Source organism: Rhodococcus spelaei (assembly GCF_006704125.1).
In the GTDB taxonomy this organism is placed as follows: domain Bacteria; phylum Actinomycetota; class Actinomycetes; order Mycobacteriales; family Mycobacteriaceae; genus Rhodococcus_G; species Rhodococcus_G spelaei.
Genome location: NZ_VIGH01000007.1, coordinates 305,516 through 329,093, shown reverse-complemented (window position 1 = coordinate 329,093; position 23,578 = coordinate 305,516). Strand labels below are relative to the sequence as shown.

General features: G+C 70.8%; 22 protein-coding genes and 1 tRNA gene. 12 read left to right on the top strand and 11 right to left on the bottom strand.

The features are described from left to right. Positions 1-24 precede the first annotated feature (24 nt). Together FK531_RS16940 and FK531_RS16935 are read left to right on the top strand one after the other, a co-directional pair. Positions 25-396 carry a DUF3817 domain-containing protein gene (locus tag FK531_RS16940; RefSeq protein WP_142101353.1) on the top strand — a complete coding sequence of 124 codons (372 nt, stop codon included), beginning with the start codon at positions 25-27 and terminating at the stop codon, positions 394-396. 182 nt (positions 397-578) lie between these two features. Next, positions 579-1,469, top strand: coding sequence for a tetratricopeptide repeat protein (locus tag FK531_RS16935; RefSeq protein WP_142101431.1), 891 nt, complete (start codon positions 579-581; stop codon positions 1,467-1,469). Between the two features lie 67 nt (positions 1,470-1,536). On the opposite strand, the gene FK531_RS16930 is transcribed toward FK531_RS16935, so the two are convergent. From FK531_RS16930 to FK531_RS16920, 3 genes are read right to left on the bottom strand one after another with little or no spacing between them, the layout of a single operon-like run. Further along, entirely contained in the window at positions 1,537-2,964 is a 1,428-nt protein-coding gene (locus FK531_RS16930; RefSeq protein WP_142101351.1) for a neutral zinc metallopeptidase, read from the bottom strand. Further along, positions 2,961-5,165, bottom strand: a complete 2,205-nt coding sequence (gene glgB / locus FK531_RS16925; RefSeq protein WP_142101349.1) for a 1,4-alpha-glucan branching protein GlgB — start codon at positions 5,163-5,165, stop codon at positions 2,961-2,963. The genes FK531_RS16930 and glgB overlap by 4 nt, the downstream gene beginning before the upstream one ends. Continuing rightward, on the bottom strand, positions 5,162-7,168 hold the full coding sequence (locus FK531_RS16920) for an alpha-1,4-glucan--maltose-1-phosphate maltosyltransferase (RefSeq protein ID WP_142101347.1): 2,007 nt from the start codon (positions 7,166-7,168) through the stop codon (positions 5,162-5,164). Before FK531_RS16920 ends, glgB begins: the two co-directional genes overlap by 4 nt. A gap of 96 nt (positions 7,169-7,264) precedes the next feature. Here FK531_RS16920 and glgP point away from each other — a divergent pair, with 96 nt between their 5' ends. Then, a complete protein-coding gene (glgP, locus tag FK531_RS16915; protein ID WP_142101345.1) occupies positions 7,265-9,853 on the top strand; it encodes an alpha-glucan family phosphorylase in 2,589 nt (862 codons plus the stop codon). An 8-nt stretch (positions 9,854-9,861) separates the two neighbouring features. Here the strand turns inward: glgP and FK531_RS16910 are convergent, their stop codons facing one another. Next, the gene (locus FK531_RS16910; RefSeq protein WP_142101429.1) at positions 9,862-11,280 is read right to left on the bottom strand and encodes a phytoene desaturase family protein; all 1,419 of its coding nucleotides are present in this window, start codon (positions 11,278-11,280) and stop codon (positions 9,862-9,864) included. Between the two features lie 240 nt (positions 11,281-11,520). On the opposite strand from FK531_RS16910, the gene FK531_RS16905 reads away from it, so the two are divergent. Then, positions 11,521-12,018 (top strand): GNAT family N-acetyltransferase, encoded by a 498-nt coding sequence (locus tag FK531_RS16905; protein ID WP_181762994.1) that lies wholly within the window; start codon positions 11,521-11,523, stop codon positions 12,016-12,018. Between the two features lie 329 nt (positions 12,019-12,347). Beyond that, on the top strand, positions 12,348-12,557 hold the full coding sequence (locus tag FK531_RS22765; protein ID WP_246098215.1) for a hypothetical protein: 210 nt from the start codon (positions 12,348-12,350) through the stop codon (positions 12,555-12,557). Positions 12,558-12,574: 17 nt separating this feature from the next. On the opposite strand, the gene FK531_RS16895 is transcribed toward FK531_RS22765, so the two are convergent. The 3 genes from FK531_RS16895 to FK531_RS16885 form a co-directional block, all read right to left on the bottom strand. Then, positions 12,575-14,605 (bottom strand): ATP-dependent DNA helicase, encoded by a 2,031-nt coding sequence (locus tag FK531_RS16895; protein ID WP_142101340.1) that lies wholly within the window; start codon positions 14,603-14,605, stop codon positions 12,575-12,577. A 70-nt stretch (positions 14,606-14,675) separates the two neighbouring features. After that, positions 14,676-15,287 carry an isochorismatase family protein gene (locus FK531_RS16890; protein ID WP_142101338.1) on the bottom strand — a complete coding sequence of 204 codons (612 nt, stop codon included), beginning with the start codon at positions 15,285-15,287 and terminating at the stop codon, positions 14,676-14,678. A gap of 5 nt (positions 15,288-15,292) precedes the next feature. Beyond that, on the bottom strand, positions 15,293-16,645 hold the full coding sequence (locus FK531_RS16885) for a nicotinate phosphoribosyltransferase (RefSeq protein ID WP_290367634.1): 1,353 nt from the start codon (positions 16,643-16,645) through the stop codon (positions 15,293-15,295). Between the two features lie 102 nt (positions 16,646-16,747). Here FK531_RS16885 and clpS point away from each other — a divergent pair, with 102 nt between their 5' ends. From clpS to rdgB, 7 genes are all read left to right on the top strand, one after another. Then, entirely contained in the window at positions 16,748-17,101 is a 354-nt protein-coding gene (gene clpS / locus FK531_RS16880) for an ATP-dependent Clp protease adapter ClpS (RefSeq protein ID WP_142101336.1), read from the top strand. Between the two features lie 58 nt (positions 17,102-17,159). Next, complete coding sequence (gene aosR / locus FK531_RS16875; protein WP_142101334.1) at positions 17,160-17,735, top strand: oxidative stress transcriptional regulator AosR; 576 nt, start codon at positions 17,160-17,162, stop codon at positions 17,733-17,735. Beyond that, the gene (locus tag FK531_RS16870; protein ID WP_142101332.1) at positions 17,732-18,805 is read left to right on the top strand and encodes a P1 family peptidase; all 1,074 of its coding nucleotides are present in this window, start codon (positions 17,732-17,734) and stop codon (positions 18,803-18,805) included. Before aosR ends, FK531_RS16870 begins: the two co-directional genes overlap by 4 nt. Positions 18,806-18,991: 186 nt before the next feature. After that, positions 18,992-19,669 carry a rhomboid family intramembrane serine protease gene (locus tag FK531_RS16865; protein ID WP_142101425.1) on the top strand — a complete coding sequence of 226 codons (678 nt, stop codon included), beginning with the start codon at positions 18,992-18,994 and terminating at the stop codon, positions 19,667-19,669. A gap of 108 nt (positions 19,670-19,777) precedes the next feature. After that, positions 19,778-20,536: a cyclic nucleotide-degrading phosphodiesterase gene (locus FK531_RS16860; RefSeq protein ID WP_142101330.1), complete on the top strand. Its 759-nt coding sequence runs from the start codon at positions 19,778-19,780 to the stop codon at positions 20,534-20,536. 23 nt (positions 20,537-20,559) lie between these two features. Continuing rightward, a complete protein-coding gene (rph, locus tag FK531_RS16855; RefSeq protein WP_142101328.1) occupies positions 20,560-21,348 on the top strand; it encodes a ribonuclease PH in 789 nt (262 codons plus the stop codon). Next, complete coding sequence (gene rdgB, locus FK531_RS16850) at positions 21,341-21,958, top strand: RdgB/HAM1 family non-canonical purine NTP pyrophosphatase (RefSeq protein ID WP_142101326.1); 618 nt, start codon at positions 21,341-21,343, stop codon at positions 21,956-21,958. Before rph ends, rdgB begins: the two co-directional genes overlap by 8 nt. Before the next feature lie 83 nt (positions 21,959-22,041). Here the strand turns inward: rdgB and FK531_RS16845 are convergent, their stop codons facing one another. The 4 genes from FK531_RS16845 to FK531_RS22760 all read right to left on the bottom strand — a co-directional run bounded on the left by FK531_RS16845 (position 22,042) and on the right by FK531_RS22760 (position 23,472). Continuing rightward, positions 22,042-22,401 carry a DUF3817 domain-containing protein gene (locus FK531_RS16845; protein WP_142101324.1) on the bottom strand — a complete coding sequence of 120 codons (360 nt, stop codon included), beginning with the start codon at positions 22,399-22,401 and terminating at the stop codon, positions 22,042-22,044. Continuing rightward, positions 22,398-22,793: a transcriptional regulator gene (locus FK531_RS16840; RefSeq protein WP_142101322.1), complete on the bottom strand. Its 396-nt coding sequence runs from the start codon at positions 22,791-22,793 to the stop codon at positions 22,398-22,400. Before FK531_RS16840 ends, FK531_RS16845 begins: the two co-directional genes overlap by 4 nt. A 77-nt stretch (positions 22,794-22,870) precedes the next feature. Continuing rightward, positions 22,871-22,955, bottom strand: a tRNA-Leu gene (locus FK531_RS16835). A 13-nt stretch (positions 22,956-22,968) separates the two neighbouring features. Further along, positions 22,969-23,472 carry an HNH endonuclease signature motif containing protein gene (locus FK531_RS22760; RefSeq protein ID WP_142101423.1) on the bottom strand — a complete coding sequence of 168 codons (504 nt, stop codon included), beginning with the start codon at positions 23,470-23,472 and terminating at the stop codon, positions 22,969-22,971. Positions 23,473-23,578 lie beyond the last annotated feature (106 nt).

Below are 23,578 nucleotides of genomic sequence, written 5' to 3'. Positions count from 1 at the left end.
CGGTGGTCGGGCACAATGGAGCGCATGCCCAAGTTTCTCGACGTGTCCACGCCCGCGAAGCGGTTCCGCCTTGTCGCCTTCTGGGAGGCCGTGACCTGGGCAGCCCTGCTCGTGGCGATGTTCTTCAAGTGGGTCCTCGGCCACGAGGAGGCCGTCAAGATTCCCGGAATGGTGCACGGTGTCGCGGCGTTCATCCCGTTCGTGATCATCGCGCTGCTGACCGCGCGATCGCTGAAGTGGAACCTGACGACCACCTTCTGGGCGCTGGTGTCGAGCGTGCCCCCGTTCGGTTCGGTGGTGTTCGAGCGCTGGGCCGTGCGCACCGGAAAGCTCGGCGAACTCTCCGCACCCGGCACCGCGGCCCCCGCCGCCGATCCGGCTCTCAGCAGGGCCTGACCCCTTCCCGTCCCCCCACTGTGCCCGGCGAATCGTGACGGTTCGCCGGGCACAGTGCTGTCCGGGCGGGGGCGGCCGGGGGTGAGCGGAGGTGCCCGCCCGTCGTGCGTGCCAAAATGTCAGGTGTGACTCGACCCGGATCTCGCCAGCCCGCACGTCCGTCCGCCGCGATGGCCGCCGCCATGTCCGGGGCAGTGGACCTGTCCGGATTCAAGGACAGTCCGCAGCCCCCGGCAGCGACCCCCTCAGGCGGCCCGGCCGCGCCCGCCGGTGGGCTCGCCCCGATCGTGGAGGTCACCGAGGCGAACTTCGAGGCGGAGGTTCTCGAACGATCCATGCAGGTCCCGGTGGTCGTCGAGCTGTTCGCGGGCTCGATGCCGGCGAGCGCTGCGTTCTCCGCGACCCTCGACGACCTGGCGAGCGCCCAGGGCGGTTCCTGGGTGCTGGCCAAGGTGGACCTGGACGTGAGCCCCCGGATCGCCCAGGCCTTCCAGGTGCAGGTGGTTCCCGCGGTGATCGCGGTCGCGGCCGGTCGACCGCTCGCGGACTTCGACGGCGGCGTCGAGCAGCTCGGTCAGTGGGTGGACGCGGTGCTCGCCGCGACCGAGGGCAAGCTGTCCGGACCGCCGCCGGTCGAGGGAAGCGAGTCCGAGCCCGAGCCGGAGGATCCCCGTTTCGTCGCGGCCGAGGACGCCCTCGCGGAGGGTGACCTCGCGGGCGCCGAGGCCGGTTACCAGGCGATCCTCGACGCCGAGCCGACCAACGTGCAGGCGCAGGCCGCGATCCGGCAGGTGCGCTTCCTCGCCCGCGTGCAGACCGTCGCGCCCGACGCGGTCGCGACCGCGTCCGCGGAGCCGACGAACGTCGAGGCCCAACTCGACGCCGCCGACGCCCTGCTCTACACGCAGCAGCCCGAGGAGGCATTCGGACTGCTCGTCGAGGCGATCCGGCGCTACGCGGGCGACGACCGCACCGCGGTGCGCACCCGGTTGCTCGAGCTGTTCGAGCTCTTCGACCCGGCCGACGCGGTGGTCGTCGCGGCCAGGCGCAAACTGGCGTCCGCCCTGTACTGAGCGCTGCGCGACTGTGCGCGCCAATTACCCCGATCGGGGTGAACGGCGCGCACAGGCGCCGCAGGCGCTAGCCGTACCGGTTGGCGCAGGCGGGCTGGCCGCCGAGGACGCCGGACCGGAAGGCGTCCACCCGGGCGAACCCGCTCGGAACGGTCGTGCCGTCGACGTCGCTGGCCATCAGGCCGTCGGTGAGCAGACCGGAGACGGCCTCGTCGAGGTCACCGGGGGAGAGCTTGAGGGCACCGGCCCGCCCGGTCGCGGTGGCGGCCGTCCAGGCCCCGGACAGGCAGGCGGCCCGGACCGCGGTCTTCGCCTCGGTGAGGGAATCGCCCGCGACGCGCTGGACCGCGAGGGTGAAGCGCGAGGCCACGAGGACGTAGGCGCCGAAGTCGCCGCGGACGTCGGCGGCGATGTCGTTGGGGGACTCGCCGCGCGGGGTGCCGCGCTCGATCAACTGCGGCATCGAGACGCCGATGGTGTTGGTCGAGGGGCAGTAGGACACCGGCTCGGTGCTGCGGGCATCGGCGCAGCCGGTGTCGGCGCCGTCGAACACGACCTTCGGCTTGTCGGGCAGTGTGAACAGGGCCTGCAGGGAGTCGACGGTCTGCCTGACGGTCGACTCCGTCACCGGGGTCTCGCCGTTGCCGCCGGTCGTGGAGAACTGCTGCGGCAACTGTGCTCGCCGGCCCTCGACCTCGGCCTCGTCGATCTTGGTGCACGAGCGGGCTCCGTCTGTGAAGCCGATCTGGAACGCGGTGACCCGTTCGAATGCGGAGCCGTGCACCGACTCCGGATCGTTCGGGTTGGTGTCGCGCACCGCGACCATCGCGGCCATCACCGAGTTGAGTCCGTCCGAGGTGTTGAGGGTGAAATGCGCGGCGTCGCCCTCGGCCACGTGCCGCATGAATGCACCCGCGAAGCAGTCCGCCTGCTGCTCGAGCACCAGCACCGGGTCGTCGTCGCCGGCGAGGCCCGAATCGTGCTGGACGGCGTGCCCGTACTCGTGCGCCATCACCATGACCACCGCCATCGGACCGAAGGTGTCCATCAGCGTCGGCAGCAGCGTGGTGCGATCCCAGCCGATGGAGCCGTCCCGGGTGCAGTAGCCCGCGTTGACCACCCCGTGAGTGCTGTCGCCGCAGAAGGTGTCCGAGCGGGCCGCCGGAATGTCCGGGTCCCAGGACACCAGGTCGGTGACCGGTCGGAAGTCGCCGGTGAACACCTTCGGGTACTCGTCGTGCCAGAAGGCGGTGATGTCGTCGATCGCGTTGGTCGCCAGGACGTCGGCGGCCGAGCCGTCCGCGCCGCGCACCGGCAGCGTCGACGCGGCCGCGTCCTCGCGGGGACCGCTCGGCCCCGACGTCGCGGGCAGACCGGCGACGGTGAACGGGTTGTCGTAGATCGAGACTGCGCGTCCACCGACCGTCGACGCGCAGCCGGCCAGCAGCAGCGCCAGGGAGGCCGCGGCGAGGGTCGCCGCGGTCCGCCCGCTCACCCGCGCTCCAGGCACAGCCAGATCGCGCTGTTCGCGGGCAGCATCACCGCGGCGGACGCGGGACGTCCGTGCCAGGAGTCGGTGGTGGCGTGCACCTCTCCGAAGTTACCGAGTCCGGAGCCGAGGTACTCGCCGGCGTCGGTGTTGAGGATCTCGAGCCACCGGCCGGGCTCGGGCAGTCCGACCCGGTAGTGCGCGTGCGTGGAGCCGGAGAAGTTGAACAGGCACGCCACGATCGACCCGTCGGTGCCGTACCGCAGGTAGCTGAGCACGTTGTTCTCGGTGTCGTTGGCGTCGATCCACGAGTAGCCGCCGGGGGAGGTGTCCAGGGTCCACAGGGCCGGGTGTCCGCGGTAGACGGCGTTGAGGTCCCGGACCAGGCCCCGCAGCCCGCGGTGCAGCTGCGCCTGTGATCCGTGCTCGAGCTGTTCCCAGGCCAGTCCGTGCTCCTCCGACCACTCGGTCCGCTGGCCGAACTCCTGCCCCATGAACAGCAGTTGCTTGCCGGGGTGCGACCACATGTACGCGAGCAGCGTGCGCACGCCCGCGGCCTTGGCGTAGTCGTCGCCGGGCATCCGGGTCCACAGCGTGCCCTTGCCGTGCACCACCTCGTCGTGGCTGATCGGCAGCAGGTAGCTCTCGCTCCACGCGTACATCAGCGAGAAGGTGACCTCGTGGTGGTGGAAGCTGCGGTGGATGGGATCGCGGCCCAGGTAGCCGAGGGTGTCGTGCATCCAGCCCATGTTCCACTTCATCGTGAAACCGAGCCCGCCGACCGAGGTGGTGCGGGTGACCCCCGGCCAGGCGGTGGACTCCTCCGCGACGGTCACCACCCCGCGGTGGTGCTTGTGCACGGTGGCGTTCATCTCCTGCAGGAAGGCGACCGCCTCGAGATTCTCGCGCCCGCCGTGGATGTTCGGGGTCCAGCCGCCGGGCGGCCTCGAGTAGTCGAGGTAGAGCATGGACGCGACCGCGTCCACGCGCAGCCCGTCCACGTGGAACTCCTCGATCCAGTACAGCGCGTTGGCGACGAGGAAGTTGCGGACCTCGGGTCTGCCGTAGTCGAAAACGTAGGTGCCCCAGTCCAACTGCTCGCCGCGTCGGGGATCGGCGTGCTCGTAGAGCGGGCCACCGTCGAACCGGGCGAGGGCCCACTCGTCCTTGGGGAAGTGCGCGGGCACCCAGTCGACGATGACGCCGATGCCCGCCCGGTGCATGCGGTCGACGAAGACCCGGAAGTCGTCGGGCGAGCCGAACCGCGCGGTCGGCGCGTAGTACGAGGTGACCTGGTAGCCCCAGGAACCGCCGTAGGGGTGCTCGGCCACCGGCAGCAGCTCGACGTGGGTGAAGCCGGCGTCCTGGACGTAGGCCGAGAGTTGCTCCGCCAGTTCGAGATAGCTCAGTCCGGGGCGCCACGACCCGAGGTGCACCTCGTACACGCTCATCGGGGCCTGGTTCGGTTCGATCCGTTCGCGGGCGGCGATCCAGTCGTCGTCGGTCCAGACGTGGCTGCCCTGGTAGACGACCGACGCGGTGGCAGGCGGTACCTCGGTGGCGAACGCCATCGGGTCGGCCTTGTCTGCCGCCGAGCCGTCACGCCCGTGCACCCTGAACTTGTAGAGCTCGCCGGGCCCGACGCCGGGCACGAACAACTCCCACACCCCGGTCGACCCGAGGACGCGCATCGGGGCGGACCGGGCACCCCACCCGTCGAAGTCACCCATCACGGTGACGCCGAGCGCGGACGGCGCCCACACTGCGAAGGACGTCCCGGTGACCTCGCCGTCCGGGGTGGTGTAGCTGCGGGGGTGCGCCCCGAGGACGTCCCAGAGCCGTTCGTGCCTGCCCTCGGCGAGCAGGTGCAGGTCGAGTTCGCCGAGGGTCGGCAGGAAGCGATACCCGTCCGCCACGACGACCGTCTCGCCGCCCGCGTACTCGACGACCAGGCGGTAGTCGATCAGGTCCTCGACCGGGACCACGCCACTGAACAGTCCGTCGGCCAGGTGGTCGAGCGGGTGGTCGGTGTCGCCGATCCGGGCCGAGACCGCGATGGCGTGTGGCCGCAGGGTGCGGATGACGGTGCCGCCGGGATGCGAGTGGGCGCCGAGGACCGAGTGCGGGTCGTGGTGGGTGCCGTCGGCGAGGCGGGCCAGGTCGGCTGCGGGCGGGGCGGCGTCGTACCGCCTGGGCGCGCCGCTCACGAAACCGGTGCGCGCAGGGCGAGGTGCATCCGCGCGGGGTAGGGGACGGGCGGCAGGGCGAGGATGTGCGCGACCGCGCGCCAGGGCTCGAGTCGCACGAAATTGGTCTGGCCCCAGTGGAACTGATCGCCGGTAACCTCGTCGAGCACCGTCAGGTGATCCTGCCAGTCGCGGCCGAGCGCGGGCATGTCCAGCCAGATGGTGCCCTGCTCGGCGCCGAACGGGTTGAGGTTGACCACCGTGAGCACCGCGTCGCCGGTGACCGGGTCGAACTTCGAGTACGCGAGCAGCGAGTCGTTGTCGATGTGGTGGAAGGTGATGGTGCGCAACTGCTGCAGCGCGGGATGCGCGCGCCGGATCCGGTTGAGCATGGTGATCCACGGCTCGAGCGACTCGCCCCGCGCGCGCGCCTCGTCGAAGGGGCGGGGGCGCAACTGGTACTTCTCGGAGTCGAGGTACTCCTCGCTGCCCTGGTGCACCGGAAGATGCTCGTAGAGCTCGTATCCCGAGTAGACGCCCCAGGTCGGGCCCAGGGTTGCCGCGAGCACCGCTCGCAGCGCGAACATGCCGGGACCGCCGACCTGCAAGCTCTCGTGCAGGATGTCGGGCGTGTTGACGAACAGGTTCGGACGGGCCTCGTCCGCCTTCGCAGCGAGCTCGAGCGCGAACTCGGTGAGCTCGGACTTGCCCACCCGCCAGGTGAAGTAGGTGTAGGACTGCGTGAACCCGCGCTTGGCGAGACCGTACATCCGCGCGGGCCGGGTGAACGCCTCGGACAGGAACAGTACGTCCGGGTCGCCGGACTTGACCTCGGCGATCAGCCACTCCCAGAAGTCCGGTGGCTTGGTGTGCGGGTTGTCGACCCGAAAGATCTTGACCCCGTTGTCGATCCAGTAACGCACCACCCGCAGGACCTCGGTGTAGATGCCGTCGCGGTCCTCGTCGAAGTTGACCGGGTAGATGTCCTGGTACTTCTTCGGCGGGTTCTCGGCGAACGCGATGGTGCCGTCGGGAAGGACGGTGAACCACTCGGGATGACTTGTGGCCCAGGGATGGTCGGGCGCGCACTGCAGGGCCAGGTCGAGTGCGACCTCGAGGCCGAGGCGTCGCGCCCGGGTGACGAACGCCCGGAAGTCCGCGAGGGTGCCCAGCTCCGGATGGATCGCGTCGTGTCCGCCCTCGGCCGAACCGATCGCCCACGGCGACCCGACGTCGTCCGGTCCGGGGGTCAGTGAGTTGTTCGGGCCCTTGCGGTTCACCCGCCCGATCGGGTGGATCGGCGGCAGGTAGACCACGTCGAATCCCATGCCCGCGATCCGGGGCAGGTCGTTGGCGGCGGTGGCGAAGGTGCCGTGCCGGGGCCTGCCCTCGGCGTCCCAGCCGCCGGTCGAGCGGGGGAAGAACTCGTACCACGAACCGAACAGAGCGCGCTTGCGGTCGACCGACACCTGCAGGGTGCGACCGCGGGTGACGAGATCACGCAGCGGGTGGGCGCGCAGAAGCTGGGCGATGTCGGAGGCGAACGCCGGCGCGACCCGGGCGGGCAGTTGCTGATCGCTGCGCAGCGCCGCGGCCACCGCGGCGCACCGCGGCCGGTCGGCCCGCGGCACCGTCCGCGCGGCGCGGTCGAAGAGCCGGGCGCCGAGCTCGAGATCGTTGGCCAGCTCTGCCGGTCCCTGCCCGACCGACAGCTTCGCCTCCACCGCGGCGCGCCATCCGGTGATCGGGTCGCCCCACCCCTCCACCCGGTAGGTCCAGGTGCCGGCGCAGGTCGGGGTGAACACCGCCGCGAAGGTGTCCGGAAGGGGGCCGGGGAGCATCGGGATCCGGATCGTCGAGGCGGACTCCGGACCGCGGACCGCCAGCGTCGCGGCGACCGCGTCGTGGCCCTCCCGCCAGACCGTCGCGGACACGGGAAACGTCTCGCCAACCACGGCTTTCGCCGGATACCGACCGCCCGCGATCTCGGGGACGACGTCGTCGATTCCAATCCGCCCGGTCATGTCCTCAACCTTACGGGTAGGTGCAGGGCCCCCGCGTGCCGAACGCGGCCGCCGGACGACAGGACCGCGGCACCGCATTTGCGTAGTCTGTGCCGGGTGAAAGCCTTGCGTCGGTTCACCGTCCGTGCCCACCTGCCCGAGCGGCTGTCTGCCCTCGGGCCGTTGTCGACGAACCTGCGGTGGTCGTGGCATCCGCAGACCCAGGATCTGTTCGCGCGGATCGACCCGCAGCTCTGGTCGCAGGTCCGCCAGGACCCGATCCGGATGCTCGGCGAGGTCTCGCCCGCTCGGCTCGACGAACTGGCCGAGGACGCGGACTTCGGGGCGGAGCTGGACCGTCTCGCCGCGGATCTCGACGACTACCTTCAGCGACCGCGCTGGTATCAGAACCAGCAGGCGAAGGGGGTCGACCTGGCCAGCGGGATCGCCTACTTCTCAATGGAGTTCGGTGTCAGCGAGGTGCTGCCGAACTACTCGGGAGGGCTCGGGATCCTGGCGGGCGACCACCTCAAGGCCGCCTCCGACCTCGGCGTACCGCTGATCGGGGTCGGTCTGCTGTACCGGTCCGGCTACTTCCGCCAGTCGTTGACGGCGGACGGCTGGCAGGCCGAGCACTATCCCTCGCTCGACCCGCAGGGGCTGCCGCTGCGACTGCTGACCGAGTCCGGCTCGGGCGCACCGGTGCTGCTGCACGTGGCGATGCCCGGTGGCCGGGTGCTGCGGGCGCGGGTGTGGATCGCGCAGGTCGGCCGGGTTCCCCTGCTGCTGCTGGACTCCGACATCGCCGAGAACGACCCGGACCTGCGCGGGGTCACCGACCGGCTGTACGGCGGCGACCAGGACCACCGGATCAAGCAGGAGATCCTGGCCGGGATCGGCGGGGTGCGCGCGGTGCGGGCGTACACGCGCTCGGAGGGACTCGCGGATCCCGAGGTGTTCCACATGAACGAGGGGCACGCGGGCTTCCTCGGCGTCGAGCGGATCCGGGAGCTGATCACCGGGGCCGGGCTGGACTTCGAGTCGGCGCTCGCCGCCGTCCGCGCGGCCACCGTCTTCACCACCCACACCCCGGTGCCCGCGGGGATCGACCGGTTTCCGGCGGATCTGGTGCGGCACTACTTCGGCGGCGCGGGCGGCGAGAACGCGTCGGCGCTGCTGCCGGGGCTCACGGTGGACCGGATCATCGAGCTCGGCCGGGAGAACGATCCGTCGGTGTTCAACATGGCCCACATGGGCCTGCGGCTCGGCCAGCGCGCGAACGGGGTGTCGAAGCTGCACGGCAGCGTCAGCCGGGAGATGTTCAACGGCCTGTGGCCCGGTTTCGACGCCGCCGAGGTGCCGATCGGGTCGGTCACCAACGGGGTGCACGCACCGACCTGGGCGGCGCGTGAGTGGATGGACCTGGCGCGACGGGCGGTCGGACCCGAACTGGTCGAGGAGGCGCGGGGCTGGGAGCGGCTGAGTGAGATCGCGCCCGCCGAGCTGTGGTCCACCCGCAACACCTTGCGCGCGCAACTGGTCGCCGAGGTGCGCCGGCGGGTGCGGGCGTCGTGGCTCGAGCGCGGGGCCACCGATGCCGAACTGGGTTGGGTGTCGGGCGTTTTCGACCCGGAGGTGTTGACCGTCGGGTTCGCCCGCCGGGTGCCGACGTACAAGCGACTGACGCTGATGCTGCGTGACCCGGAGCGGTTGCGGGCGATGCTGCTGGACCCGGAGCGTCCGGTGCAGTTGGTGGTCGCGGGCAAGTCGCATCCCGCCGACGACGGCGGCAAGGCGCTCATCCAGCAGGTGGTGCGCTTCGCGGACGAGCACGACGTGCGGCACCGGATCGTCTTCCTGCCGGACTACGACATGTCGATGGCACGGTTCCTCTACTGGGGATGCGATGTGTGGCTGAACAATCCGCTGCGACCGCTCGAGGCGTGCGGCACCTCGGGGATGAAGTCCGCGCTCAACGGGGGACTGAACCTGTCCATCCGGGACGGCTGGTGGGACGAGATGTTCGACGGCGAGAACGGCTGGGCCATCCCGACCGCGGACGGCGTCAGCGACGAGGTGCGCCGCGACGACCTCGAGGCGAACGCGATGTACGACCTGCTCGAGCAGTCGGTGCTACCGAAGTTCTACGACCGCGGGCCCGGTGGCGTTCCGGTCCGGTGGGTGGAGATGGTCCGGCACACGCTGCAGTCGCTCGGCCCGAAGGTGTTGGCGTCGAGGATGGTTCGCGACTACACGGTGGACTACTACGCTCCCGCGGCCCGCGCCTCGCGCGCGGTGATCGCGGACGGGTACGCCGGTGCCCGACAGGTCGCGCACTACCGCGAACGTGTCGACACTGCGTGGCCGGGCGTCCAGGTGGTTCAGGTGGACAGCGCCGGGCTGCCCGACACCCCGGTGATCGGGGCCGAGTTGTCGCTACGTGCCTACGTCCGCCTCGGCGGGCTGGATGTCGCCGACGTCACGGTCCAGGCGGTGCTCGGCCGGGTCGGTGCGGACGAGGAACTCGTCGACCTGGTGACCGTGCCGATGACCCACGCCGGCTCGGAGGATCTCGGCGAGGTGTTCGTCGCGACCACGCCGGTGCCGCTCTCGGGCGCGGTGGGGTACACGATCCGGGTGCTACCGCATCACGAACTGCTGGCCGGTGACGCGGAACTCGCGTTGGTGGCGGAGCCGGTCGGCTAGGGCACCGATCACGCGCCGCGCAGGTGCCGCAGGGCCGACTCGGCCGCGTTGTAGCCGCACATCCCGTGCGCGCCCGCGCCCGGGGGTGTCGAGGCCGAGCACAGGTAGACACCCGGCACGCCGGTGCGGTACGGGTCGAGCGCGACCCGCGGTCGCAGCACCACCTGGGTCTCGGTGTTGGCGCCACCGATGATGTCGCCGCCCACGTAGTTCGGGTTGGACTCCGCGAGCCGGGCCGGACCGCTGCTCACCGTGGCGACGATCCGGTCCCGGAAGCCGGGCGCGAACCGTTCGACCTGCGCGACGATCGCCTCCGTGGCGTCGCCCGGGTATCCGTGCGGCACATGGGCGTACGCGTACACCGGGTGCAGGTTCCCGTTGGATCGGGTGGGGTCCGCGAGGTACTGCTGGCCGAGCAGCACGAACGGTCGCTGCGGCATGCGGCCCGCCGTGACGTCGCGTTCGGCCCGCGTGATCTCGGCGAAGTCGCCACCGAGGTGCACCGTGCCGGCGCGGCCGCAGTCGGGGGCGGTCCACGGGACGCCGCCCTCGACCGCGAAGTCCACCTTGAACGCCGCCGCCCCGTGCCGGAACCGGCGGTACGCGCGGGCCACCCGTCCCGGTACCCGGTCGCCGAGAATCTCCAACGCGGCTGCGGGGGTGACGTCGAGCATGACGACGTCGGCGGGTGGGATGTCGCGGGTGCTGCGGACTCGCACCCCGGTGGTGATCCTCCCGCCCCGATCGGTGAGCATCGCCGCGAGGGCCGCCGCGATCGACTGCGAACCGCCCTCGGCCACCGGCCACCCGTAGCGATGACCGGCGGCGACGATCATCAGCCCGACGGCGGAGGTGGCCGGGCGGTCGAGTCGGTGGTAGGTGTGCGCCGCGACGCCCCCGAACAGCGCCCTGGCCCTGTCGGTGCGCCACCACCGGGCCGTCGCGGTCGCGGGCAGCAGCGCCCTCGAGCCGAAACTCGCCAGCCGGACCGGGTGGCGCGGCACGCTCGCGATCGGGCGCATCAGGTCGGCTGCCAGGTCGTCGAAGCTGTCGGCGAGCCCGCCGAACATGCGCTGCCAGCGCCTTCCGTCCGCGCCAAGGCCGGCTGCGGTCTGCGCCACCGACCGGTACAGCAGCCCCGCGTCACCGTTGTCGAGGGGATGGGCGCAGTCGACCTCCGGCCACCGCCAGGTGAGCCCGTACCGCTCGAGCCCGAGGGTCTGCAGGAAGGGGGAACCGGCGCCCATCGGGTGGAACGCCGAGCACTCGTCGTGCAGCAGTCCGGGCACCGTGAGTTCGGCGGACCGCGTTCCGCCGCCGATGGTGTCGGCGGCCTCGAGTACCTGGACGTCGACCCCGTGGCGGGCGAGGTGTACCGCGGCGGCGAGCCCGTTGGGTCCGCTGCCGACGACGACGGCCGTCGTCACGGTCGTACCGGGCCGGTGTCGCGCATCGTTCGAGCCCTCCGTCATTCGGTGTCCGACTCGTCTCGGTCGAATCGGATTTCAGTGTGCCGCACCTCGAACGGTACGGGCCGGCCGTTACCTGTTGCCGCGCTTCGTGCCGTGGCGGAACCGGTCCGGGGGCCCGACGGCTGCGACCATCAAGGAATGACTGTCACCACTCGCAGATCCGGAAGCGCAGACCGTCACGGGATACTCGCGCTGATGCAAGCTTCGCGCGGAGACGACCTGTCGCCCGAGGAGCGGGCCGAGCGCGGCTTCGTGCAGGGCGTGATGGACGAGTCGACGCTGACCCGTCTCCAGGAGGGCTCGGGTGTGTTCGTCGCCGAGGAGGACGGAGAGCTCGCCGGTTTCGCGATGTCCTCGCTGCCGGGGATGTTTGCGTCCGGTCCCGCCAAGGAGACGGTCGACGCGGTGGCCGCGCTCGCGCCGGCGGGGACGAGGTTCTTCCTCTACGGCCCGGTAGCGGTGGACCCGCGATTCCAGGGGCGCGGCGTCATGACGGCGTTGTTGACGGCGCTGAGCCGAGACCTCGCCCCAGACTACGACCTCGGCTCGGCATTCGTCGAGGTTGCCAACGCCAAATCGATTGCGGTGCACCGGCACTACGGCATGGACGAAGCCGCCCGGTTCAGCATCGGCGAGCGGGAGTACGTGGTGTTCACCTTCGACCCGACGGAGTTCGCAGAGCGGTCCGGCTAGCCGTCAGGGCGCATTCATCGCCTCTCGCCCCGACGCGAGCGGGTGTTCCCGAGGTGTCCTTGGTGAGGATTCCTCGAACCGCCTTGCGTTAGGTTGACCTGGTGGAGGTACTCATGAGCGCCTCAGTCGTCTCGACACTGTGCGCTGCGTCGGTTTGGCTGTTCGTAGTACCGCAGCTGGCGACGTCGGGAATGGTCGAGCCTGGACCATTCCTCGGTCTCATGGTTCTGCTACCTACCCCGGTCGGATGGATCGCTGCGCTTGTTGGAGTTGTCGCCGGAGCGATTGGGCTCGCCCGGCGGACCAATCGGAGGTGGGCCACCATCTTGATGACACTCGGTCAGGCTTTGACGTGGATTCTGGCCATCCTGATCGCCGTCTGGGCGCTGAACTTCGGTTCTACCGGGTGGGAGTTGCTGCTGCTGCCGGCCTCGCTGATGCTGGGACAGGTTGTGGTCGCATCCGGTCTGGTTCTCACCATGGTTGGTCGACGCAGAGAGATGCGCCCCGAAGCACGGGAAGAATGGCGGGTCGTCTAATTGCTTGGTCCGCCGGGCTAGCCGGCCGCGAGCCTCGTCAGGGCCTTGCGCACGACCTCCGGATCCGAGGTCTCCCAGAACGGCGGAAGCGACGCGCGGAGGTAGCCGCCGTAGCGGGCGGTCGCCAGCCGCGAGTCCAGCACCGCGACCACACCCTTGTCGTCGACGCTGCGCAGGAGTCGGCCCACGCCCTGGGCCAGCAGCAGTGCCGCATGGTTCGCGGCCACGGACAGGAAGCCGTTGCCGCCGCGGGACTCCACGGCCCGCTGCCGCGCGACCAGCAGCGGATCGTCCGGTCGGGGGAACGGGATGCGGTCGAGGATCACCAGGCTCAGGGACGGTCCGGGCACGTCCACGCCCTGCCACAACGACAGGGTGCCGAACAGCGACGTAGCTTCGTCCTCGGCGAACTTACGGACCAGCTGACCCGTGGCGTCCTCACCCTGGCACAGCACCGGGGTGTCCAGGCGGTCCCGCATGATCTCGGCCGCGGCCTTCGCTGCTCGCATCGAGGAGAACAGGCCCAGCGTGCGCCCGCCCGCCGCGGTCACCAGTTCGGCGATCTCGTCGAGGTAGCTCGGGGCCAGCCCGTCCCGGCCCGGCGCGGGCAGATGCTTTGCGACGTACAGGATTCCGGCCTTGGCGTGGTCGAACGGCGAGCCCACGTCGAGGGAGTTCCACTTGATGTCGGACGCGTCCGAGGGCGCCTCGGTGCCGGTGGCCATCGCCGGGTCGCTACGGACCCCGGACTCCGGCGGCAGCCCCCAGTTCACCGCGAGTCCGTCGAACGAACCGCCGACCGTCAGGGTCGCCGAGGTGAGCACGACCGTCGACTCGGCGAACAGTCGCGAGCGCAGCAGCCCGCCGACCGACAGCGGCGCCATCCGGACCAGCCTGCCGCGGCGTTCCTCGTCCGCCAGCCACACCACGTCGCGGCGCTTGGCGTGGTCGGGCTCGTCGAACGCGGTGAGCACGCGGACGGCGCTGTCGTGCACCTCGTCGACGGCGGCGAGCGCGGTGTTGCGGGCCGCGGCGGCCTCCGGATCGGTCGCGTTCATGCCCGGCCGCACCGGGCCGATGGCCGTGCGCACCGACCACGCCGCGTCCCGAACCGCGGCGAGCGCGGGCGCCGCGCCGTCGGGCAGGTCCTCCCACCGTCCGACGCGGGACTCTTCGAGCACCGCCGCCCAGCCCTCAGCGGAGGCCTCCATCCGGTCGGCGTCCTGCTCCTCGACCAGCTTCACGCAGCGGCGGGCCGCGGCGCTGATCGTGGACGGGGACAGTTCGGCCGTCGCGACCCCGGTGACCCGGTCCACCAGTTCGTGCGCCTCGTCGATCACCACGACGTCGTGCTCGGGCAGGACCGCGATGCCGGTGATCGCGTCGATCGCCAGCAACGCGTGGTTGGTGACCACCACGTCCACCTTCGAGGCCTCCGCCCGCGCGAGTTCGGCGAAGCAGTCCTCGCCCACCGGGCAGCGGGACTTGCCGAGGCACTCGCGGGCGGTGACGCTGACCTGTCGCCAGGACTGGTCGCTGACACCGGGTACCAGCTCGTCGCGGTCGCCGGTCTCGGTGTCCGAGGACCACTTGGTGAGCCGCTGCACCTCACGGCCGAGGCGGGAGATTGCGAACGCGTCGAACAGTTCGGCGTTCTCCGGCTCCTCCGCCGCACCGGTGTGGATCTTGTTCATGCAGAGATAGTTGTTGCGGCCCTTGAGGATTGCGAAGGTCGGCGGCCTGCCGAGTGACTTCTCGAGCGCGTCGGCCAGCCGAGGCAGGTCGCGGTCCACGAGCTGACGCTGCAGTGCGATGGTCGCGGTGGAGATCACCACGGTGCGGCCGGACTCGACGGCGTGCCGGATGCTCGGGACGAGGTAGGCGAGCGACTTGCCGGTGCCGGTGCCGGCCTGCACAGCGAGGTGCTCGCCGGTGTCGATGGCGTGCGCGACCGCCGACGCCATCGTCAACTGGTTGCGGCGTTCGGCGCCGCCGAGCGAGCGCACCGCCACAGAGAGCAGGTCGGGGACGGCGGGGAGTTCGGGCACCGAACAAGGCTACGTCGCCGTACCGACGGGCCGACGCAGTGACACCTGCCGGTGGGGGAGGCGGGCGCGGTCAGGCGGGGGTCGCGACCTGCCCGACCAGGCGCACCCCGGCGGCCCGCATCCGGTCGAGGGGACCGTCCAGGGCGTCGGGGGAGACCGCCGCGGTGTACCCGAGCAGCACCGTCGTCGCGAATCCCGCCCGGCGGGCGTCCAGTGCGGTGGCCAGCACACAGTGGTCGGTGGCGATCCCGACCACGTCGACCGCGTCGATCCCGCGGGTGCGCAGCCAGTCGGCGAGGGAGTCGCCGGAACGCGACGCGCCCTCGAAGCCCGAGTAGGCGGCCGAGTACTCGCCCTTGGTGAAGATCTCCTGCACGGGGCCGGCGTCCAGTGCGGGGTGGAACTCGGCTCCCGGGGTGCCCGCCCGGCAGTGCACGGGCCAGGTGTCCACGTAGTCGGGGTGGTCGGAGAAGTGGGCACCCGGGTCGATGTGGTGATCCGCGGTCGCGACCACCGCCGCGTAGCGGGGGCGGTCCGTCCCGGCCAGGTAGTTCGACACGGCGGCGGCGACGGCTGCGCCGCCTGCGACCGCGAGGGAGCCACCCTCGCAGAAGTCGTTCTGCACGTCGACGACGATCAGCGCGCGTGTGCCCGCGGCGGGGGACTGGCCGGTGGCGCTCATCAGACTCACCGGTCCCGGCCGACGAATCGGGTCGGCACGGCGGCCTCGCCGCGGGAGAGCTTCAGGCCCTCCCAGGGCAGACTCACCAGGCCGTGGGCGAGCAGGTCGCGGCTCTGCGTCAGTGTCGGCTGCCCCGGCTCCGTGACTCCGCCGCGCACCATCGGCACCATCAGTGGCTGGGCCGTCAGACCGCCGGGGTCGGGCTCGGCGGAGCCGGCCGGGTAGACGACCTCCTCGACGATCGTGCCGGTGGCGCGGGCGAGGCGCATCGCGCACTTCGTCCCACCACGCGAGGCCTTGTTGCTGCTGCGCTTCTCCACCGGGATGCCCTCGACCTCGACCAGCTTGTAGACCATGCCTGCCGTGGGCGCGCCGGAACCGGTCACCACCGAGGTGCCCACACCGTAAGTGTCCACCGGTTCCGCGCGCAGCGCCGCGATCGAGTACTCGTCCAGGTCGCCGGAGACCACGATCTTCGTCTTGGTGGCGCCCAGGTCGTCGAGCTGATCGCGCACCTGACGCGCCCACACACCGAGGTCGCCGGAGTCGATCCGGACCCCGCCGAGTTCCGGCCCCGCGACCGCGATCGCGGTCTTGACGCCCTCGGTGATGTCGTAGGTGTCCACCAGCAGGGTGGTGCCCACACCGAGTGCCGCGACCTGCCCGCGGAACGCGGCGGCCTCGTCCGGACCGTCCGCGTCGGTGTGCAGCAGCGTGTACGAGTGTGCGCTGGTGCCCGCACCCGGCACGCCGTAGCGGCGCACCGCCTCGAGGTTCGAGGTGGCGTCGAAACCGGCCAGGTAGGCGGCCCGCGAGCACGCCACCGCGGAGTCCTCGTGGGCGCGGCGCGAACCCATCTCGATCAGCTTGCGGCCCGCGGCGGCGCTGACCATCCGTGCGGCGGCGGCGGCGATTGCGCTGTCGTGGTTGAGGATCGACAGGATCAGCGTCTCGAGCAACACACACTCGGCGAAGGTCCCGCGCACCGACAGGATCGGCGAACCCGGGAAGTACAGTTCGCCCTCGCGGTAACCGTCGATGTCGCCGGAGAACCGGTACTCGGACAGCCACGTCACGGTGCGCTCGTCGAGGAACTTCGACACGACCGCCAGTTCGGGGTCCCCGAAACGGAACCGTTCGAGGGCGTCGAGCATGCGCCCGGTGCCGCCGACCACCCCGTAGCGCCGACCGTCGGGCAGTCGCCGGGCGAACGCCTCGAAGGTGCAGCGGCGGTGCGCGGAACCGTCGGCGAGCGCGGCGGAGAGCATCGTGAGTTCGTACTGGTCGGTGAGCAGCGCGGTGCTGGTCGCGGGGCCGGACCAGTCGGCTGCGGGGTTCGACGCCGGAGTGTTCGTCACGCGCTCACCTTACGAGTCGCGACCGCGTGGAGGGCGTTCGTCGAGCCCGGCGTTTTGCCGGCGGTGGTTCAATCTGTCCGGATCACGTCGTAGGCTGGGGGCATGGCCCCATGCCCAACCGAATTCCCGATGGTGGCCCCGACGGCGAGCATGCCCGCCCCGGCGCCGCAGGTGCTGCCTGCGGAGGCGGAGCAGGAGGTCACCGACGCCGACGAAGCTCAGGACCGTCCCTGGGTGACGGTCGTCTGGGACGACCCCGTGAACCTCATGCACTACGTGACCTACATCTTCCAAAAGCTGTTCGGCTACAGCAAACAGAAGGCCACGGACCTGATGATGCAGGTGCACAAGGAGGGCAAGGCCGTCGTCTCGTCGGGCTCGCGCGACAAGATGGAACACGACGTGCAGCGGCTGCACATGGCCGGTCTCTGGGCCACCATGCAGCGGGACAGCTGACGCGGGACCTCCCGCGACGGCCGCATCACCACCTCGAGAGGACCTGTAGGTACGCATCGTGCGCACATGGAGTCGGAAGAATTCGCTGAGCGGCGTGAAGTTTCGCTCCGAGATGGACGCCCGTGAAGCGTCGGTGTTGCGGTCGCTGGTGACGTCGGTGCTCTCGTTGCTCGAGGAGCGGTCCGAGTCCGCGCCCCAGGACGACCTCGCCGAGCTGACCGGGCTGCGGACCGGGAACTCCACCGCTCCAACGGATGCGGCGCTGGCCCGACTGCTGCCGGACTTCTTCAAGCCCGAGGACGCGATCGCGGACGGGGACGCGCGGGACTCGAATGCCAATGGGGCACTGCGCAGTCTGCACGAACCCGACATCATCGACGCGAAGCTGCAGGCCGGTTCGGTGATCCTGCAGACCGTTCCCGCCGAGGGCGGCAAGGTGGTGCTCACCCCGGAGCAGGCCGACGCCTGGCTGTCCGGGCTCAATGACGTGCGCCTCGCGCTGGGCACCACCATCGGCATCGACGCCGACACCCCGGACGAACTCGACCCCGACGATCCGCGCGCCCCGCACCTCGACGTCTACCACTGGCTCACCTGGATGCAGGACTCACTCGTGCAGGTCCTGCTGCCGTGACGGGACCGGATACCCGGACGGGGGCGCGGAACTCGCTCACCGACGTCGACGGACTGCTGGTCGGGCACCGACACGAACTCGACGAGGACGCGAGCCTGGGTTCCGGCCGGGCCACCGGATGCACGGTGGTGCTGGCGCCCGCCGGAACCGCCGCGGCGGTCGACGTGCGCGGCGGCGGGCCGGGGACCAGGGAGACGGACCTGCTTGACCCGAGCCACAGCGTCCAGCAAGTGGATGCGGTGTTGCTCACCGGCGGCAGCGCGTACGGGTTGGCCGCGGCAGACGGGGTGATGCGGTGGCTCGAGGAGCGCGGACGGGGCATCCCGATGGACGCGCAGGGTCACGTGGTTCCGATCGTGCCGGGCGCGGTCATCTTCGACCTGCCTGTCGGTGACTGGTCGGTTCGGCCCACCTCCGACCACGGCTACCTCGCGGTCGACGCGGCGGCGCCCGACTTCGCGCGCGGGTCGGTCGGGGCGGGCGTCGGGGCGCGCGCCGGCATCGTCAAGGGCGGCGTCGGCACGGCCAGCGCAATGCTCGGACCCGGCCCGGCCGAGGGCGTCACGGTCGCGGCACTGGTGGTCGCGAACCCGGTCGGCTCGGTGTTCGATCCGGGCACCGGCCTGCCGTGGGGCGTCGGGTACGCCGACGCCGCGAGCTGGGGGCTGCGCCCGCCGGACCGCGCCGAGTTGGCCGCCGCGCTCGAACTGGGACAGAAGGGCACCGTCCTCAACACCACCATCGGGGTGGTCGCGACGGACGCCGCACTGAGCAAGGCCGGCTGTCGCCGGGTGGCGGTCGCCGGGCACGACGGCCTGGCCCGGGCGATCCGGCCCGCGCATTCGCCCCTCGACGGCGACACGCTCTTTGCGCTCGCGACCGGAACCGCACAGACCCCGCCGGTCGAGGTACCCGCGGCGTTCCCCGCCGACCTGCCCGTGCTCGACGCGGTGTGTGCAGCCGCGGCAGAGGTGGTGACCCGCGCGATCGTCGACGCGGTGCTGTCCGCGACCCCGGTCGCCGGCATCCCGACCTATCGCCAACTGTTCCCGTCGGCCTTCCGAGCCTAGGTTCGCGCGCTCTCCCGGGCCTCCTCGATTCGGGTGATGGTTCCCTTCGTCCTGTCAGACCGAATGCAGGTTCCCATCACCGTTGAAGGCGGTGGTCCGGACGCGTGCGGCGGTAGGCTCGAAGCAGCGGGACGAGTCCCCGACAGTCGGGGGCGTGGGGCGGCGAAAGAGGTTCGGACAGTGGCAATGCCGAATGGTTCGAGCGACGCGTTCAACGTGAACCCGGCGGGTCTGCCGGTGCCGGGGAAGTCGAACCCGCCCGCGGCCAGGTCGGTCGGCGAACGACCGCTGTGGCAGCAGGCGGCGATGGTGATCGGCGTATTCGTGTTCGCGCTCTACGTCCTCGAATTCGTCGACATGCTCTTCCGCGGCAGCCTCGACAACGGCGGAATCCAGCCGCGGACCCTCGACGGACTGTGGGGCATCGTGTTCGCGCCGGTCCTGCACTACGGCTGGGGACACCTGGTCGCGAACACCATCCCGTTGCTGGTCCTGGGTTTCCTGGTGTTGCTGTCGGGGATCGGGCGCGGCTTGACCGCCACCGGCATCATCTGGGTCGTCGGAGGTCTCGGTACCTGGCTGTTCGGCGGCGCCAACAGCAACCACCTCGGCGCATCGGTACTGGTGTTCGGCTGGCTCACCTACCTGATTGCGCGCGGGCTCTTCACCCGGCACTTCGGACAGTTGGCGCTCGGGGTGGTGGTGTTGTTCGTGTACGGCGGGCTGCTGTGGGGCGTGTTGCCCGGCACGGCAGGCATGTCGTGGCAAGGGCACCTGTTCGGTGCCCTCGGCGGTGTCCTCGCGGCCTGGGTTCTTGCCTCCGACGTGCGCAAGGAGCGCTCCGCGAAGGCCCTCACACAGTAGGTCGCGTGCCCCGATGTGACGGCGCGCGCAGACCCTCGCGTCGAGGTTGTTCGTCTCGAATCGACCCGAACCTTTTTCGGGATCGGGTCCCCGTGGCAGCATGACATCATGCGCATCACCGTCCTGGGTTGTTCGGGCAGCGTCGGGGGTCCCGACTCGCCCGCGTCGGGCTACCTCCTGACCGCACCGGACACCCCACCCGCGGTCATCGATTTCGGTCCGGGTGTGCTCGGTGCGCTGCAGCGGTACGCAGACCCGGGCGAGGTGTCGATCTTCCTGACGCACCTGCACGCCGACCACTGCTTGGACGTGCCCTCGCTGCTCGTGTGGCGGCGCTACCACCCGAACCGTCCGTCCGGTCGGACGCTGATGTACGGGCCCACCGACACCGCCCGCCGGATCGGTGCAGCCTCCGCCGAGTGCGCCGGCGAGGTCGACGACATCACCGACACCCTCGACCTGCACACGCTGACCGACAACGGCACCGTCGAGTACGGCGCACTCACCGTGCAGTCCCGCCGGGTGTTCCATCCGCCGGAGGCCTACGGGCTGCGGTTCACCGACCCCGCCGGTCGCGCGCTGGTCTACACCGGCGACACCGGCATGTGCGACGAGGTGGTCGAACTCGCGCGCGGCGCGAACGTGCTGCTGTCCGAGGCGTCGTGGACCCATCACCCGAGCCGTCCGCAGGGCATCCACCTGTCCGGGACCGAGGCGGGTCGGGTGGCGGCGCTCGCCGGGGTCGACGAGTTGCTGCTGACCCACATCCCGCCGTGGACCTCCCGCGAGGACGTCATCGCCGAGGCGAAGGCCGAGTTCTCCGGCCCCGTACACGCGGTCACCGCCGGGGACGTCTTCGACATCTGATCGCGGGCACTAGGCTGGCGGCCGTGAGCAGACGACTGGACGGCAGGGCGGACGACGAACTCCGCGAGGTACGGATCACCCGAGGTTTCACCAGCCACCCGGCGGGATCGGTGCTGGTCGAGTTCGGCAACACCCGGGTGATGTGCACGGCGAGCGTCGAGGAGGGCGTGCCGCGCTGGCGGAAGGGATCGGGCCTCGGCTGGCTGACCGCCGAGTACGCGATGCTGCCCGCCGCCACCCACACCCGCAGCGGCCGCGAGTCGGTCAAGGGCAGGGTCGGGGGACGCACCCAGGAGATCAGCCGCCTCGTCGGCAGGTCCCTGCGCGCCTGCATCGACCTCGCCGCCATCGGGGAGAACACCATCGCCATCGACTGCGACGTCCTCCAGGCCGACGGCGGTACCCGCACCGCGGCGATCACCGGCGCGTACGTCGCGCTCGCGGACGCTGTCACCTACCTGCGCGCGGCTGGTCGGCTGGCCGACCCGCAGCCGCTGTCCTGCGCGATCGCCGCGGTGAGCGTGGGCGTCGTCGACGGCCGCGTGCGTCTCGACCTGCCCTACGAGGAGGACTCCCGCGCGGAGGTCGACATGAACGTCGTCGCGACCGACACCGGCACCCTGGTCGAGGTGCAGGGCACCGGCGAGGGCGCGACCTTCCCGCGGACGACGCTGGACAAGCTGCTGGACTCGGCTCTGGCCGGCTGCGAGCAGCTGTTCGAGGTGCAGAAGCAGGCGCTGGCGCTGCCGTACCCCGGCGAGTTGCCCGAGCCGAAGGAGCCCGAGGCGGCGAAGAAGAAGTTCGGTGCCTGAGCCGGTCCGCCTGCTCGTCGCCAGCCGGAACACGAAGAAGCTGAAGGAACTCCGGCGGGTGCTCGAGGCCGCCGGGGTGAGCGGCATCGACCTCGTCGGCCTGAACGAGGTCCCGGAGTTCCCGGAGGCGCCGGAGACCGGCGCGACCTTCGAGGACAACGCGCTGGCGAAGGCCCGCGACGGCGCCGCCGCGACCGGTCTGCCCTGCGTCGCCGACGACTCCGGTCTCGAGGTGGACGCGTTGAACGGCATGCCGGGTGTGTTGTCGGCGCGCTGGTCGGGCGGTCACGGCGACGACGCGGCGAACACCTCGCTGGTGCTCGCGCAGCTGTCGGACGTACCGGACGGGCGTCGCGGGGCGGCGTTCGTGTCGGCCTGCGCGCTGGTGGTGCCGGGCGGCGCCGAACGTGTGGTGCGCGGCTCGTGGCCGGGCGCGATCGCGCGCGAGCCGCGTGGCGACGGCGGGTTCGGCTACGACCCGGTGTTCGTGCCCGAAGGGGAGCGGCGCAGTGCTGCCGAGCTCACCCCGGAGGAGAAGGACGCGGCCTCACATCGCGGCCGGGCGCTGGCGCAGCTGGTGCCGGACCTCGCTGCCCTCGCCGCGCGCTGACCGCCCCTCAATTCCCGAATGGCCCCCCGTTCAGTCAGAGTGAACGGGGGGGGGGGGCCATTCGGGAACGAGGGGGACGGCGGTCAGACGCCGAAGTCGCGCTTGACCTGCTGGGTCCGCCAGTGCTCGACGAAGAAGGACAGGAACGGGACGGTGCCGGCCAGCAGGGTGCCGACGGTGCGGCCCGCGGGCCAGCGCACCTTCACGGCGAGATCCATCGTCAGGATCAGGTACACGAAGTAGACCCAGCCGTGCACGATCGCGATCCAGCTCGGCAGGTTCTCGACCTTGAAGATGTACTTCGCGACCATTTCGGCGGTCAGCACGAGCAGCCAGATGCCGGTGGCGTAGGCGAGCACGCGGTAGCGAAGCAACGCTCCGGCGATCTTCTTGGTGTCGCGGGTGGGGGTCGCGGCGACCGTGTCTTCGGGGGCCGTGCTCACGTGGTGCTCCTATCGGCTGCGCGCAACTGCGCGAGGTAGTTGTTGTAAGCCTGGTGGGCCTCGTCGTCGGGGTTTGCGGCGTCCAGCGTCTCGGTGCGACCAACGGTCCGCTGCGGCAGTAGGTCGACCGGGATCTCGCGGGGCTCGGTGCCGTTGGCGACCGCTGGGCGGTCCTCCGGTGCGGTGTCCTCGAGTTGGACGAATCGTCGGTAGGCGTACACGACGAACGCGGCGAACAGTGGCCACTGGAAGGCGTAGCCGAGGTTCTGCCCGGTGCCGCCCGCGGACTCGAACCGGGTCCACTGCCACCAGCCGAGCGCCAGGCACGCGGCAAAGGCGATGACGACGAAGACAATCAGCGCTGGTCGGCGACGGGAGGGGGAACTTGCCACACCACGACGGTACCGGAGCGGGACGGGCCCAAGGCAGGGGTGTGGGGGAGGTGACCATCACAGGTCACGGGAAGTTCTGGTGCGCGAGGGGGGACTTGAACCCCCACGTCCGTTGGACACCACATCCTAAGTGTGGCGCGTCTGCCATTCCGCCACTCGCGCGTGCCGGAACAGACTACGCCACGGCATCGCCGCGAGTCGCGCCGGACACAGTACGCGCGGACCTGTTCCGGCCCGCCCAGCTCGCGGTCTGGGTATGACAATTCGGGCACAGGAACCGCAGGTTCTCGCGCCGGCAATCCAGATAGTCGCCGTTGACGTGATCTACGTGCAGCGTCAACGCGGCACCGTTCCATGTCGGTGGGATGCCACAACACGAGCAGGCGTACGGAACTCCCGATTCGACCAATGCGCGCCGCAGGTGGTGTGGCTTGGCACGCGCACTTCCCGGCGGGCGTACTACGAGGATGTCCGCCGGAGTCAGGCGGTTGAAGGCGGACTGTCCGCGTTGGTGCCCCGAGCCGGTGAAATGCGAAGTGTCGATCTCGAACTTCTTGATTCGCCGGCTGAGGTGAGCGTGTGAACCCCCGGTGATGGAGAGGCCGAGGTATCGCATGACCCCGGCGACGCTCTGCGAACTCTGAACCGCTTCCTGGAGCACTTCTCTCGTGTACTTCACTGGAACCCCTGCCGCTGCCGTGATCGAATATGTGTTCGACAGTAGCCGAGGAGGCCGACAACTTCGGCGCGCTGCCGACCGGCCGGCGCGAGCATTGTCGTCGGCA